At 49.7% G+C, this 16,068-nt stretch carries 8 protein-coding genes; 2 read left to right on the top strand and 6 right to left on the bottom strand.

All coding sequences use genetic code 11. From position 1 onward, the window contains the following. Window positions 1–6: 6 nt before the first annotated feature. The 5 genes from purD to EAO37_RS01770 all read right to left on the bottom strand — a co-directional run bounded on the left by purD (window position 7) and on the right by EAO37_RS01770 (window position 12,792). Window positions 7–1,245, bottom strand: a complete 1,239-nt coding sequence (gene purD / locus EAO37_RS01790; protein WP_120951187.1) for a phosphoribosylamine--glycine ligase — start codon at window positions 1,243–1,245, stop codon at window positions 7–9. Between the two features lie 226 nt (window positions 1,246–1,471). After that, window positions 1,472–2,797 (bottom strand): NFACT family protein, encoded by a 1,326-nt coding sequence (locus EAO37_RS01785; protein WP_120951185.1) that lies wholly within the window; start codon window positions 2,795–2,797, stop codon window positions 1,472–1,474. Continuing rightward, entirely contained in the window at window positions 2,790–4,265 is a 1,476-nt protein-coding gene (locus EAO37_RS01780) for a DNA repair protein (protein WP_120951183.1), read from the bottom strand. Before EAO37_RS01780 ends, EAO37_RS01785 begins: the two co-directional genes overlap by 8 nt. A gap of 18 nt (window positions 4,266–4,283) precedes the next feature. After that, complete coding sequence (locus EAO37_RS01775) at window positions 4,284–5,078, bottom strand: NAD(+)/NADH kinase (RefSeq protein WP_235852898.1); 795 nt, start codon at window positions 5,076–5,078, stop codon at window positions 4,284–4,286. Between the two features lie 97 nt (window positions 5,079–5,175). Then, entirely contained in the window at window positions 5,176–12,792 is a 7,617-nt protein-coding gene (locus EAO37_RS01770) for a vacuolating cytotoxin domain-containing protein (RefSeq protein WP_120951181.1), read from the bottom strand. A 132-nt stretch (window positions 12,793–12,924) separates the two neighbouring features. On the opposite strand from EAO37_RS01770, the gene EAO37_RS01765 reads away from it, so the two are divergent. Further along, the gene (locus EAO37_RS01765; protein WP_120951179.1) at window positions 12,925–13,854 is read left to right on the top strand and encodes a type II/IV secretion system ATPase subunit; all 930 of its coding nucleotides are present in this window, start codon (window positions 12,925–12,927) and stop codon (window positions 13,852–13,854) included. Here EAO37_RS01765 and EAO37_RS01760 read toward each other — a convergent pair. After that, a complete protein-coding gene (locus tag EAO37_RS01760; RefSeq protein ID WP_120951177.1) occupies window positions 13,822–14,979 on the bottom strand; it encodes a pyridoxal phosphate-dependent aminotransferase in 1,158 nt (385 codons plus the stop codon). The two genes, EAO37_RS01765 and EAO37_RS01760, sit on opposite strands and share 33 nt — an antisense overlap. Window positions 14,980–15,041: 62 nt before the next feature. On the opposite strand from EAO37_RS01760, the gene EAO37_RS01755 reads away from it, so the two are divergent. Further along, window positions 15,042–16,025, top strand: coding sequence for a lipid A-modifier LpxR family protein (locus tag EAO37_RS01755; RefSeq protein ID WP_120951175.1), 984 nt, complete (start codon window positions 15,042–15,044; stop codon window positions 16,023–16,025). Window positions 16,026–16,068 lie beyond the last annotated feature (43 nt).

Genomic DNA, 16,068 nt, shown 5'->3' with positions numbered 1-16,068 from the left:
TCCGGTTTAGTGTCCAATGTCTTCTCTAAATTGCATGCCCTCAAACTGCACCTTACCCACCAATTCGTAGGCGTGCTCTCTGGCTTCATGCAAGGATTTGCCCATGCCTATACACACCCCCACACGCCCCCCAGACACCATGAACACCCCATTTTCCTGCGCGATCCCCCCCAAGTCCACATGCCCTTTTTTCTCATCAATGGGATCAATATACACACTCTGCCCCCCTGAAATTTTATAAGGGTAATCCTTGGAAGCTAAGACCACGCCCAAGCAATGCTGGGGGTGCAATTCTAATTGCAAATCTAGCAGTTTGTCTTCTAAGGTCGCCAAACACAGATCTAGTAAGGGGGTTTTGAGTAAGGGCAATAGCACCCCACACTCCGGGTCCCCAAAGCGCACATTACACTCTAACAAATAGGGCTGCAAGCCCTCTGGGGTTTGCAGCACCATCACACCCGCATACAACACCCCAATAAAGGGTTTATTCTGCTCTACCATCGCCTTTAAAATGGGCTCGATGATCTGGGTGGCAATCTGGTGTTGCAGGGCGTGGTTACACAAACTAGAGGGCGCAAACGCCCCCATTCCCCCAGTATTAGGACCATCGCCAGAGAGTTGTTTGTAAGATTGGGAGGGGGGTAGTAGGAGGTAGTTTTGGTGGTGGGCTAAAGCGCAAATGGAGAGTTCAAAGCCGGGCAGAAACTGCTCTAAGAGCACTTTTTCTTGCTGTTTGTCTGTAAAGAGGTGTTCTAACGCTTGCAGGGCTTGCTTTTCATCTTGGGCGATGATCACCCCCTTGCCCTGACACAGCCCATCGGCTTTGATCACAATGGGGTAGGTGCCCAGTTGCGCGCAGGCTTGTTGGTAACTAGAAGCTAACACATAGGGCGCAGTGGGGATGCCATAGGCTTGGGCTAATTCTTTGGTAAAGCTCTTGGAGCTCTCTAGCAAGCTAGCTTGTTGGCTAGGTCCAAAAACTTTAATCTGTGCGTGCGCTAGGGCATCGCTCAAGCCCTCCACTAAGGGATTTTCTGGTCCAATCACCACCAAATCCACCTTTTTATCCAAGGCGAAATCCACAAGCTGGGCGTGATCTAGGTAGGGAACATTAATCCCAATGCTCTGTGTCCCCCCATTGCCCGGGCAAAAATAAATGTCGCCCACGCGCGCGTCTTCTCTAAATTTGCGCCCTAGCGCATATTCTCTAGCCCCACTCCCCACGATCAAAATACTTTTTTTCATTTAAACCCTATAAGTTCACCCAAACGAGCGTTACTATGTTGCGTAGTTCAGTAGAGCTACGGATTGGCTAGGAGGGCTTTTTTAGGTGGCAGATCCAGCAAGGAAATACCAAATCACACAAAAGCCACTACAACTAGCCTTGCTAGTGTGTATAAAAGAACTTACCAAAAGTAGAAACACGCATCGTCCAGGCTAAATTTGGCATGCCATTATACTTGAATTTAACTTAGATGGTAATAGTCATCGTGCTAAAGTGGGTGTAAAACACCTGCGCCCCAGCTTGAGAAGCCAATTTCACATGCTTTTTTTGGGTGTGATCGATGCGCACTTTCAGGGCTTGCGCGCTGGAGTGGGCGTGGGTGAGTTTGGCTAACAAAACGCAAGCCTTGTGTAGCACCTCTTGGGAGGGGGTATTGGGGTGGGAGAAAATCACCATGTGCGCCCCGGGTTGGTCTTTGGCATGCGCCCAGATGTCGCGCGCGCGCGCCATTTTGAGGATTTCGCGATTCTCTTGCTGGTTGCGCCCAATGAGCACGCGCACCCCCTCAATGTCAAAACTCTCTAAATGCGTGGTCTTGGGGCTATGGCGGGTGGGTTTGGCGCGCATGGGGGCTAAATCTTCCAAGCGCGCGCTAGGCAAGAGGGCTAATTTAGCCTGCAAAAAGGCGATTTTAGATTGGAGATTCTCCACTTGCAAGATAATGTGCTGGGCTCTTTGCTGGTTTTTCTTCGCCATTTTGAATAGCTTATTAGCCGCATCGCTTAGGGTGCGCGCTTGGGGGGGGAGCTTGATGACTTGGTCTTCTAGGGTGATACTTGGCGCGTAGATGAGCTTAGAGTCTAGATGGTGCAAGTGGGCTAGAATCAAGCTCGCGTGCGCGCGTTGCGTTGCGCTTTCTTGCAAGAGAGTGGGCGCGCTAGGCAGACGCTCTAAACGCGCTTGTAAAAGCTCTAATCTCTTGAGCCAGCCTTTTTTGAGGCTTTCTTTTTGCCCGGCTAGGCTTTGGGCTTGCGCACGCGCGCGCAAATTTGCCAGCGCGTCCAGCAAGGCACTTGGTGGCATCTCTTGCAAGGGGGGGCGCGCAAAGGGGGGTTTGAGCAAGGGGGCTAAAATTTGGGCTTTCAACACAGGGCGGTAGCTCTGCTGTGCGCCCACAAAACGCAGTGCTTCTAACACGCGCCCTTGCGCGTCCAATAAAATGGCGTTGCTGTGCCTGCCGGTAAATTCTAGTTGCAAAGAAGCTTGGGTTTTCTTGTAACTATGCGCGCACTCTAACACAATCTTTAAAATACGATCCTCATTTTCTAAAAACGCGTCCACAAGCCTAGCGTTGGAGGCGTGCTTTTCTAGGGCGAGGTTGAAAGGGGTTTTAGGGTAGATCGCGTGTCTGTGCTGATCGACATAGATATAACTCTGGGATTTATCCATGCAAGCCTTAAAGCAATACTCCGGGGTGTCTAGAGTGATGTAGTGCGCATGGGCGCGGATGGTGATCTTGCTTTGGGTTTTTAACAATAAGGCAATGTGGTATAAGAGCGCGTAACTAATCATAATTGAGCTTCATCTTGGCATAGGCTAGAGCCTCTTGCCCCAAATTAGCGTCCACCATGCGCGCGATCTCTAGCACCTGTTCGTCCTTGCTGAGTAATTTAATAGAGGCTTGTTGGGCGTGTTGGTAGACTAGAAAATGCCGATTAGCCAGACCGGGCAGGTGGGGGGCGTGTGAGATGGCGATCACTTGGTGGTGCGCGCTTAATTCCTTGAGGATTTGGGCAACACACGCGCTCTCTTGCCCACTCAAATTCGCGTCTAACTCGTCCACCAAGAGGGTTTTATGGGGGGTTTGTTGTTGCTTAGCTTGCAAGGCTAGCAAAGCTAAGCTCAAGCGGTTGCTCTCCCCCGCGCTCCAATGCGCGCTCCTGCCAAGGAGTAAACGCACACTCTCTAAGCCCTGCGCGCACAAGGGAGTAGGCTCTAGGGATAAGTGGGGGGGGTTGAGCAAAAGGGGTGTGGTGTAACTCTCTAGCATGCTCTGCACCGCGCTTAGGTGGGTTTGGCGTTCTTTGCTAAGTTGTGAGCCTAGTTGCATGCACGCGTGTTCGCACTCTTGCACGCGTGTTTGCGCGCTTTTGAGGTGTTGATCGTGCGCGCAGTAGCGTTGGTAATCTTGGCGCAAGCTTTGCTGTTTGGCGCGCGCGAGTGCCTCACTCCCGTATTTGCGCACAAGACTCCCTAACTTTCCCATCGCATCTAGCAGGGCTTCCATGTCCATGTGCTCTAATTCCTCTAGGGCGCACATTTCATTCAAAAGCCATCCTTTAGCTTCTTGTAAATGCTCTTGCAACGCGTCTTTAAAGGGGGCGTTGGTGCAAGAAAGTGCTCTATAAATGTGGTGTTCCCCCTCTAAGACACCCAAACCCTGCTTAATAGCCGCGCGACTCTTTTGGCAGTTTTTGTGTTGGTTTTTGAGATTCTCAAGGCGCGCATACGCCCCGTCCTCTAAGAGCACACCCTCAAACTTAGCCAACTCAAAACGCGCCATCTCTTTGAGGACTTCTAAAGAGTCCGCCTCTTGTTCTAGCTTGTCTAATTGCGCACGCGCGTGGGTGTAGCGTTTATAGCTTTGCTGGAAAGCTTGGAGGAGGGTGGGGTCTATAAAACTATCTAAGATCTCTAAGAAGAATTGTGGGTTAAGAGGGCGGGCGTGGGAGGAGATATAGAGTAAATGGGGGGAAAAATAGCTCTGCAAGGCTTTTTTGCTAATGGGCGCGCCATCGCGCATGCAGCGGGCGCGTTTGTGCTTGTGGATTTGAATCACTGTGGGGGTGTTAGCCAGTTGCCAACGCGCTTGCAAAAAGCGCGCGCGCATGGGGGCTAGCCCTACGCTGGCTAAAATGCACCCTAGTAATACACTCTTCCCACTCCCACTCGCCCCGCTGATCACATTCAAATGCGCGCTCAAGCGCAAATCTGCCTGCTCAAACACCACCCCCTGCTCGATACGCACTTCTTCTATCATGAGGGCATGCTACCAAGTTTAAGCATAGGGTCCCCCCCAAGAGAATTTTTCGCGCAACACTTGGAAGTAATTGCGCTCTAAGGGCTGGAGCAAGGTCGCTTGGGGGATAGCCTGTTGGATTTTGAGTTCTTGATCGGGGCGCATGAGGTGGTGGCTTTGCCCATCTAGCACGATTAAGCAAGTTTTTTGGGTTTGCACGCTTAATTGGGCGTGTGCGCCCAAGATCAAGGGTCTTTGGGTGAGAGAATGCGGGGCGATGGGGGTGAGTAAAATATTTTGGCACAAGGGGTGCACCACGCTTCCTCCTACACTGATATTATACGCGCTAGAACCAAGAGGGGTGGCTACAATCAAGCCATCCACTTGGTAAACATTGGCTAAAACCCCCTCTACAAAGAGGCGCAACTCTAAAATCCCATAGACATCTTTTTTAGTGATGACCAGATCGTTGGCGCATACAAAGGGGTGATCTTGGTTGTCTAACCATGCCTCTAGCATCAAATGCTTTTCTACACGATATACCCCCGCTTTGAGCGCGCGCAAAAAATCCGCCACGCCAGCCAAATTTGTGGCACTCAAAAAGCCCAAATTCCCCACATGCACCCCAAAACAAGCCGATCCGCTGCGCAAAGCCCCCAAAAGCGTGCCATCTCCCCCCAGACACAATAATACCCCCCCAGGTTCAGGAGAGAAGTCATAGCCCATCCCCACAGCGCGTAAGGCTTCCTCTAGCGCGCGCAAGGACTCCGGGGGGGTTAAGGGCTTGAGAATCACATGCACGCGTTCGATAGGGGGGTTTGGGGGTGGGTTCAACGACTAACTTTCTAAGGGATAACAAGCCCCAAGGGACAACCCTCGAGGCTTTAAGGAGGGGGGAGTGCATGCTAGCGCATGCAATCTTAAAACTAACTTAGAAGGCATAGCGCATCCCCACATTGCCCGTGATATTGATGTCTTGATAATCTAGCCCAAAGCGCGCCCCAATACCGGCGTTGATATAGAGGGATTTCCACAAGCGCACCTCCCCGCCCATGGTCAAGCCCGCGAAGGTGTTGTAGAGATCGCCCTTGCGGTAACTCAAGGTGTCATTGCCAATAAAGCGCACCAATTTATCCCCCATGGAGCTCACAAAGAGATCGCGCCCGATATCCGCGATCACGAAATAATAGGAGTTTTTGCCAAAGTAATGCCGACTTTCTAGCGCTAGATTGAGGGTGAGCACGGATTTTTTATTAGGATCGGCATTAGCCCTAAAGCGGTCGTAATAGGGGTTATCCATTGTGCCTTGTAAGCCGGTCATACCAATGTAGTAGTAGCGCAAGGCGATTTGGGGTTTGAGCACCACGCTTTTATTTTTGAAAAAGAAGTCATAGCCATAGTTTGCGCCTACATTGGTCGTCCAAGTGTTGTAGTTATAGCGTTGGTTGACAATGGAGAGAATAGAGTCTGTGGCGTTGATATAGTTCTTATTATACCCCCAAGTTTCATTGGCACTCAAGGTGATCTCACTGTTCTTGGCAAAGATACGGCTATAAAGCCCCACATTGACATTATTGCTACTAGCGTTGGTGATATTGCCATGGAAACCGCTGTAGCCATAGGCTACATACCCGCCCACGATCGCGCCCTTCACAAAGCGATCGTAACCTACATTGATTCCATAGAGTGTGCCCGTGCCCCCAGCCACAAAGCTAGCCCCCCCCACGCCCTGCATCCAAAGATTGTTTTTGATCTTGTCGCGTTGGGAGTAGGCTAGGATCACATCCATCGCGTTAGGCACGGCGCTAGCAAAGCGTTCGCCCTTGATATTCTCTAAGAAGTCATGGAAGGTGGGCACGCTGGCTGTGAAATTAGAGAGCTTGGCTAGGCGACTCATCTGCTGGGTGTAGGTGTTGATTTGCAAAATATCCGTGGAGTTGTTTTTGAGCGAGGGGCTAGCGATCAAGTCGATGCTATTGGCGATGTCCTTAGCTATTTTAACAAGGGTTTGGGGAGAATTGTTCTCTAGGTAATAGGGCGCAAAGAGGGGGGTATTCTTAGTTTCCACTAACAAGGCGTTCAACCATTGCATGACATTGGGTCCGCCAGCTTGGTAGACATTATCCACGCTAGTTTGCCCTTGGATTTGCTGGATATACTCTTGGATCGTGGGAATCACGATATTGGGCTGTTTGCCCACGCCCACTTGGATATTATTATAGGCGATTGAGGAGGTGATAGTCTGCCCTTGGGCATCTTGGAAACTCACGCTCAAGCCTTTATCCGCGATCTTAACCGCTTGACCATTGTAGAGCAAGCCCGTGCCCTGCGCGTTGAGTTGCATGTGCTTGTTATTGATGTCTAGCTGGGTGTAGAGACTCAAATAGTCCTTCCAGCTATTGGGGTTAAAGGGCTGGTTGTAGAGATTGTAGTCGATCCACTTGGCATTAATCAAGGTGTAGGCTTGGTTGCTAGCTTGGGTGTTGAGGGCTAGAATGGGCGTGTTAGCTGTGGGTGTGAGGGTGGCGATGCCTTTTACATTAATAAAGGGCGCGCTAGGGCTTTGCGTGCCGGCATTAAAGACCATGCTCCCAGCGGAGTTAAAACTCCCCCCCACATCAATGCCACTGGGATTCGTGGTTAAAGTCGCGCCTGAATAGAGGGTAAAATCTTGAGCGATGCTCACCGCGCTATTAGAATTGTTGTTGAGCGCGTGCTGGATACTCAAATTATTAGCCAAGAGCTGGGCGCTAGGGGAGAGATCAATTGTGCCTAGTAAGGTGCTCCCTATTACTTTAGAGAGGTCTACCACCCCGCCCTTAGCTTGGATCGTGCCCAAATAAGCAAAATCCTGCGCGTTCACGCTGATCCCCTCGTATTGGTTATTGGTGGTGAGCGTGCCCTGCTTGACATAGACATTGTTGAATTGGGCGTTGATGTCAAGCCCATTGGTGGCGTTGAGTGTGCTCACCTCAATATTAGAAGTGTTGTTAGAAAAGAAATTGAGCGTGCCTGTGTAATTGGTGAAATTGATGCTATTAGTGCCACTAAAGATGATATTGTTGCCGGCGACAAAACTCAACGCCCCTCCAGTGGCGTTGCTAAAATTGCTATTGTTCACCACAACATTTTGGTTAGCCAAAAAGCTAAAATAGCCCTTTTCCCACAACCAACTCAAACCCTTGGGGGCTAGCAGATTGCCCAAGCCCACTTTTTGCAAAGCCTGTTGCAAGGAGGGGGAGAGCACACTCCCCAAGCCCTTAGACCATAACCCCCCCAAGCCCTTATCTTGCATCAAGGCGTTAGCTAGGGCTTGGAGATCCTTTTGCTGGCTTAGGGTGTTGATTAAATCCGGTCCCAAGAGCTGGTTTAAGAGCTTGCTAGTGGTGTTGGCTAACATCTTGCTCAAGGCGGGGGGAGGGTTGAGCGCATCTTGGATCACCATGTCCATCATGGTGCTCAAAATTTGGGGTCCTAACCAAGACACGCCTGTATTGATCAAATCCTTGTATGCAAAGACATTTTTCAAAATTTGCCCGAAAGTGGTTTCGCTTAAGAATTTTTCTAAACCAGTGAGTCCCTGGGGCGAATTGGCTTGCGAAAGGGCTTGATCCAAACTAACCGGAGAGAATTGGTCCATGAAACTCCAAAGAGTTTTATCTCCATAAAAAGTATTGATGAAACTCTCCACATTGTCTATACCGATTGTTTTAACGATGCCACCTATTATATTGCCCTTAGCGGCCTCAATCTGTTTAACTAATTCCTTATCAATTTCTTCGCGCGTTGTAGGACTCAAGTTACTGATAAGTCCATTTTGACCAAAGACATCGCTCACCGTCTTGGAATTGACAATGTCTTTAATAACAGTGGTGAATCCGGGCAACTCCATGATAGCCTGCATGTCCTGCGCGTTCAACAAATCTCCCAAGGGCTCATTGGCGATACTAGGGGGCAATAACCCCCCTAAGCCCTGAATGCTAGAGGGGATGAGCGTTTTGCCTTGGGCTTTCTGGTAGATGATATTGCCTAAGGTCTGCCCTAAGCCCGCTTGGGCTAAGATCTTTTCTAAGCCCGCCTGCCCCAAGAGTGGGAAGATTTGGTCTGTGCCCTGCGCGCTGATGGTCGCGTCATTGAGGGTTAAGTTAGTTGCGCTATTAAAGCTCACAGACGCGCTCCCCCCACTCTGCCAAGCGTTCCCACTCCCCACAGTGCCCGTGATGTAAATCTCTTTGGCGTTGAAATGCGCCTCAATATAGCCCAAGTCTACCGAAGTCCCCTCTAAGAGTTGCCCCAAATTCTTAGAGCGCAAGTCTTGGCAACTTGAAGACCCACTACAAGGATCAGCATACCCATTCCCCCCAAACCACACCACGCTACTACTCTGGGTTTTGCCCACCTGCGTACCCCCCACCACTAAAGTGCCATTGGCAAAACTCTGGTTGATCTGGCTAGAGAGCCCTCCGATGAGATTTAAGAGTTCTTGCTTTTGGGTGGGGTCTAGAGTGATGTGGGCGTTTTCTAGGGCTTGGAGCACCTTAGTGGGGTCGTTTAGATTATCTAGCACCCCGTTTTTTAAGAGTTGTTCCAACTGGGGCCACAAGCTAGAAGCCAAGCTATATAAACTGCCCAAATTGGCTTGTGTGATAGCCGGGTTGTAGATGTAAAGGGGGTCTAGGGGCTGGTTGTAGGGACCATAGGTGCCCGGGATTTGGGGTTGTAGGGGCTGTGTCATCGAAGTAGCCGGGGGGATGAACACCCCTTTTAAATTGCTATCCAAAAAGAAAGTCCCGGTGCGGTTGTCGCTGTAATCATACTGTGTGCCTGAGACATTTTGTTTGGACTCTTTATAGTAGTAGAGCTCAGGCGCGATATTGTAAAGCGAGGTGGCGACTGGGTTGGGGTTTTGTGAGATTGTAACGACTAATTTACCCCCCTGTATGCTCTCTGTGATGAGTTGCGCGCCATTGAGGGGGTTAGCAAAACTCCAGCTATCTTGGGAGGCGTTGTAAGTGGCGCTACTAATTTTCATGCCATAGAAGTCGATCTTTTGGTAGCCATCCGCCCCGCTGATCCCCTTGATTCCCCCTGAAGTGTTGAGGATGTCATAGACCTTAGGGGTTTGGAAGGCGAGCTTAGTAAAGAGGTCTACATTGGAGATATTGAGCAAGCCCGTGTTGCCCACATTAAACGCCCCCTTGACGCTCATAAAGGGGCTGGAGAAATTGGGGGTAAGGATTCCCTTGAGGGTCAAACTCCCGGTGAGATTAAAGGGTCCAAAATTAAGCGCGCTATTACCTGTGCTATATAAGGTCGTCGCGCCCGTGCTGGTGGTTTCCCCGGCATTAAGCGTGCTCTGCCCCATCAAGGCAATGTCAGCCCCATTGAGATTGAGGGTTTGCGCGTCAATTTGGCTACCCCCCGAGAGATTGACATTCACCCCACTATTGAGCGTGGTCGTGCCCTGCATACTGGCTTGTGCCTGCTGTGTGAGCACCAAAGCAGAGCTACCGCTAAAAGTCGCGTCTTTGGCAAAGCTAGCCTGCGTGCCCTGCCCGTTGATCCCTAGTTTAGCCTCCCCGCTAAAGGTGGTATCGCCCTTGAAATTTACCTGACTGCCGCTATTCACACTCACAGCGGTGTTGTCTGCAAGGGACATGGTGTTATCAAAAGTGGCTTGACTGCCATTGATCAAGCTCAAATAAGCGGCATCGCTAAAATTGGTATCACCCCCAAATAAAGCGGTGCTTTGATCCAAATTGACAACCGCGCTATCCCCTACATTGGTAGTCCCTTTAAAATTAATCTGGCTTTGGTGAGTCAAGCTTACATTCGTGTTGTCATTGAGATTAGTTACACCATTGAAGTAGGCTTTGCTGTTTTCTACATTTAAGGTTGTGCTACCCCCCAAAGTGGCTGTGCTGTTGAAATTTACATCGCTACTTTGGCTCAAATAAAAACGGCTGTTGTCCGTTGAGGTAAGACTATCATTGGCTACAAGATTACTCCCAATTAAGCGAACAGAGCTAGTTCCTGACATCGTGGTTGGACCATTAAACTCATTGACTCCTGTGCTGGGCGCAACAGCGGAGTCTATTTCCGTGTTCTCAAGCGCGATAGAAGCACCACTTAGCTTATAGTATCCCCCACTTAAAATACTGCCACTAAGCGATAAAGCATTGGTCGCTGCAAGGCTAACAGAAGTTGCCGTGCCTTGCACGGTGCTATTGTCAAAATCAATAGTGTTACCCTTAAAACTAAAAGTTCCCCCTGTCTGGTCTATGAAATTAGAATTTTGGATATTCATGGCTTGTCCGGCAACCCAAGAGGCATGAGAGTGTTGCGTGCCCGCTTGTAGATTTTGGTAATTGAGCCCATCTAAAGTAATATTCTTGGTAGCGTTGAATGTAACACTAGCTCCCCCGCCATCTTTAAAGGTATTGCCAGTTTGGAAGGTATTAGTCATATAGATGTTGGCAGCACTAAAACTATCCGTGATATAGCCCACAAGACCGCCATTAATACCCATTCCCCCAAGGCGGATCACCCCGCCCGTGGCAGCCTGCAGGGCATTATTGCCAATGACTAAAATCCCCTCTCCTTTAATGTCGATATTAATGCCATTGTTAGTGCCTGCATAGGTGTTTAACAAATTGCCATTGGGATTCCAGTAAGGGGCGGCGTAGTTTTTCAGATTGGGATCAATGAAGGCGATTCCATTATTTACATTAAAAGTCGTCTGTGCAGGGTGGCTTGCACAATAACCAGTTAGATTAGTGTTGCCCATGCAATACACAGAAGACCAAATGTCCGTAGGCATGAGAATAGGGTTTAAGACGACCTTATTACCAGTGAAATCCACCTTGATCTTGAGAATATCATACCCATCTACCATGTCTTCTAATGCCACTTGTCCGTTATTGTTTACGGCTGTGAGTTTCATCCCATTAAACTCTAAAAACTGCGCGATCTGTGTGCCCTCTATCTTTTTACCCCCAGATGTGATCTCGCTGCCAAATAAAGTGTAGTTTTGATTAGAGTTTAAAATCTGGTTGATATTGATGATCGCGCCCGGGCTAAGATTGATCGTCCCTTTAAGAGATGCAAAGGGAGAAAGACTTGTGCTATCGGTGCTAATCGTAGTTACCCCACTAAAAGTCGTGGTGGTTTGCTTTGCGCTCTTAGGGCTAAAGTTATACCAAGTAGACCCATCCCATGTCGTGTTGTTAAAATTTAAAGTGTTGGCTGTAAAGGTGCTTTGGGCTTGTCCTGTGGTCCCAAAGGTGGCGTCATTGAAAGTCGCGTTATTGGCATCCACGCTAATTTGTTTGGTGTTGTTAAACTGCGTATTGCTCACGCTAAGATCGCCATTAGCAGAGCTCAAACTCACGCTATTATCCTGCCCGCTAAAGCTGGTGTTGCTAAGGGTGATTCCATTCTCTGCGCTCAAACTCGTTGAGCCATAGGCGTTGTCAAATTGCGTGCCGGTGGCTTGTAAGCTTTGAGTCGCGCTAAGGGCAATGCTAGAGTGGTATCCGTTGAAACTGCTATTAGTAAGGGTGGTGTTTTTGGCACTGAGATTAAAAGTTCCCCATGTATTGTCTGTAAAATTGCTATTGGTAACATTCATATCGTTACCAGCCTTGAAAGTGGCGCTAGACCTAGGACCGCTTCCTAGCGCGCGCCCCCCAAGAATGGTTTCCGTGTTATCATAAGTAAGCCCGTCCATTGTGAGATTATTAGAAGCGTCAAAACTCATCACCCCCTTACCCGAACCGCTAGCGACTCCGGTTTTAAAGGTGTTGGTAAGATAAATGTCAGGTGCTTTAAAAGTCCCCCAAATAGGACCTATACTCCCATTAGGAATCCAAATAGTCCCACCCGTAGCTACATTGGGCGTGTCGTTACCAATCACTAAAGTCCCTTGATTGCTCCCGGTAACATTTACATTAAAAGATCGCCCTCCTGCCCAACTAGTCCAAGTGCTAAGAGTGCCTTTACCCGGATCGACATAGGCGATCCCTCCATTACCCACATTGACATCTTGGTTGCCAAGATTATAAATTTTGTCCCACACATTCTGGGGCGCGGGTGTTGTGGCTAACTGGGTGGGTAAAACTAGAGCCATCATAGGCTGGGGCGCGCGGGCGATACCAAATTTAGCCGGACCCCAAAGCGCGTTGCGCGCGGCTTGCTGGCTCAAGGGGATCGCGCTGTATTGCAACTGAGGGCTGGGGGGTGTTGTTGTAATGGGGCTTACAAGCGCGCCCTTGGGCGTGAGCGACCCCCCCCCCATATTGTGCGATCCATCTACAGCCTTGAGGGGTCCCCCAGCCAATAAGGCTCCAGCCAATAAGGCTCCGGCTTTAGAGGTTTTTTTAAGGGGGGCTAGGGGGAGAAGGGGGAGTTTACGCGCAGGAGCCACTCTAGGGGATTCAAAGACACGCGGGCTAAAGGCGTAAAGCTGGGCGCGCTGGGCTTGGTTGGCTTTAATGTGCCTAGCTAGCGCATGGCTGAATTTGAGGCTAAGAGGATGCACTTTTTTCATCAAAACCCCTTTTTTGCATCTAACCCTCCATTATACTACAAAAAACACTAACAAGAGGAAAGCAAGGCGCGATCCATGCCATTGCCAAACTTTAAAAAAAGCGTGTAAAATAGCCAAAAAAGCGGGGGTTTTATGTTGAACACGCACCGGGTGTTGCAAGCCCAGATCGCGCTGTTTACGCCCTATTTACAGAGCGGAATCAGCGAGTTGATCAGCAATTACGAAAAGGAGATTTGGCTTTATAAGAGCGATCACACCCGCCAAAAAATCCTAGAACCTGCTCTTAGCAAAGAGTTTTTAACACGCTTTTGCGAACAGCTGGCTAGTTACTATGGCTTGCCTTTCAACTCCGCCCACCCCATGCTCAACGCCTCCCTGCCTTTTAGCCGTTGCCGTGTGAGTGCCAATCACTTTAGCATCACCACCACCCAACAGATCAGCCTGAATATCCGCGTGCCCAGCGCGCACAGTTTTTCCTTGCACAGTTTTAGCTTGGGGGCGCGTTGCGCCTATGGTTATGCGCATTTGCAAGAGTGGGCGCAAAGCGGGCGCAATATCCTCATTAGTGGGGGCACTGCCAGCGGGAAAACTAGCCTGCTCAACGCGCTATTAGCCTGTATCCCCAAGCAAACCCGTTTAGTGAGCGTGGAGGATAGCCAAGAGCTGGATTTAAGCGCGTTTGAAAACGCGGTGGGGCTATTGGTGAGCAAGGCAGAAGAAAATTTGCGCTATGAGGACGCGCTGAACATGGCGGTGCGCATGCGCCCTGATCGCCTCATGGTCGGCGAGATAGACACGCGCAACACGCTCTTATTCTTGCGCTTGGGCAATACCGGGCATAAAGGCATGCTCTCCACCTTGCATGCCAATAGCGTGGATCAAGTGCTAGAAGCCATCGCGCTGAATTTAGAAATGGGAAGCCAAGCGCGCCTGCCCTTAAGCGTGGTGGAACGCTATGCCAAAAGCGCGATCGATGTGGTGATCCAAGTGGCTAAGATTAACAACACCCATGTGATCCAAGAAGTCTTGCTAGCCCAAGACTTGGGCGCAAAACTTGGCTAATCTCTGTAAGCCCTGTTGAATCTGCTCTAAAGAACATGCATAGGACATGCGCACAAAATTCTCCATACCAAAAGCCACCCCGGGCACTAAGGCTACCCCCTGATCCCTTAAGAGATTTTGGCAAAACTCTAAGCTGGGGCTTGGGATGTGAATCCACAGATAAAAAGCCCCTTGGGGTTTGAGGCAACTAAGCCCCTTGATCGCGTTGATCCCCTCAAAGGCTATATCGCGTCGTTGCTTAAAGGCTAGGCGCATGCGCTCCACATCCTCATTAGCCACCCCACTAAGCGCGCTCAAAGCCGCGTATTGGGTGATGGAATTGATATTAGAAGTGCTATGGCTTTGCAAAGCGGTCATGTGTTTGAGCAGAGCTTTATCCTTTGTGCCTAGATAGCCTATGCGCCAACCGGTCATGCTAAAGGCTTTAGAAAGCCCATTAATGGTAATGGTGCGCTCCAACATGCCCGGGATCGCCCCAAAGGCGTAAAACGCGCCATCATACACCAGCTTTTCATAAATCTCATCGCTGAGCACAAAGGCGTTAGAAGTGGCGATCACTTGGGCTAGAGCTTCTAGCTCCTCCTTTGAGTAAACCATGCCCGTAGGATTGGAAGGGCTAGTCAATACAATGATTTTAGTTTGGGGATTGAGCGCGCTTTTGAGTTGGGCGGGGGTGATCTTAAAATCGCTCTCTTGGGTGGTGGGCAGAAACACCGCTTTAGCCCCGCTATAGCGCACCAATTCCGGGTAAGTAACCCAATAAGGGGCTGGGATCACCACCTCATCCCCGGGGCTTAACAAGGCTTGGAAGACATTAAAGAGGCATTGTTTTGCCCCATTGCTCACCATCACCTCATCAGGGTGGTAATCTAACTGGTTTTCACTCTGGAATTTCGCGCTCACCTTGGCTAAAAGCTCGGGGATACCCTTAACCGGGGTGTATTTGCTATACCCCTTGTTGATAGCTTCAATAGCAGCTTGTTTAACACTCTTGGGCGTGTCAAAATCCGGCTCGCCCGCGCTAAAACTTAAAATATCTTTGCCTTGGCTTTTGAGCTCTTGGGCTAGAGTGGTGATGGCGATGGTTTTAGATTCTTCAATCTGGGTGATTTGGGGGGAATACATCGGCTGTCCTTGTGTTTAAGCTAGCTGGCATGTTAGCATGAAATTTTGCTATAATAGAGTTTATGCGTTGTTTGCCCCCCTTGCTCTTGCTATTGTCTGCGCTGGGTGCCTCCTCTCTTAGCCCGCATAAAAAGCAATACATTGATTTGCTCACAGAGAACGATGGCTACATCAACCCCTACATCGATCGCTACTACACTGCCGGGACGCGCATTGGGTGGGCTAGCAGGGAATACGACTTTAGCCACTCCAAAATGGCTTGGCTGGATTATTTGAGTTTGCAGATCAAAAAACCCAAGATGAGTCGTTTTACCCTCTATCTCACCCAGAGCATGTTCACCCCCACTCTAGAACACCGCGCGCTCACCATCCCGGTGAGAGGCGATCACCTCTATGGGGGCTATTTGCGCGCCCAACTAGGTTTATGGCAAAGAAGCGCGCACACTTTGGAGAGCATTGCCATTTCTATGGGGACAACAGGACCGGGCGCGCTAGCGGGCAAAACCCAAGACTTGATCCACACATGGGGGCATGATCCCAAATTCTTAGGCTGGGCTAGCCAAATCGCCAATGAATTTATCTTTGAGTTCCACTACACATGGTTACAAAAACTCCCCCTGCTTACAACGCGCTTTTTTAGCATGGACATGTTGGCTGGAGTGGGCATGAATCTAGGCAACGCCATCACAGATTTTAAGCTGGGCTCTATGCTACGCTTGGGGTATAATTTAGGCGTGGATTTTGGACCCAATAAGATCAACACGGGTTTTAGTGGGGGGATGCCTATTAGCGATGCGTTTTCGCTCTACATATTCTTTGGGGCTACAGGGAAGTTCCAACCCCTAGATGTCTTTGTGCAGGGCAATAGCCCCACCACAAGGGGGATCACCACTCTGCCCTATTTTCTTTACAACGCTGAAATGGGGATCGCCATTGTCTACAAGGGTTTTAGATTGTCCTTTAGCGCGATCGATTTGAGCAAGACCTTTAGGGCACAACCGCGCAACCATAATATTGGTAGCATCGAATTGGACATCGCGTTTTGAGACGGTTTTTGCGTGTTTTTCTCATTGTAGGGGCTTTGTTGGC

Source organism: Helicobacter sp. L8 (assembly GCF_003660355.1).
GTDB lineage: Bacteria > Campylobacterota > Campylobacteria > Campylobacterales > Helicobacteraceae > Helicobacter > Helicobacter labacensis.
Note: the sequence above shows the minus strand (reverse complement) of the source record. Positions and strands in the feature narration are given on the sequence as shown.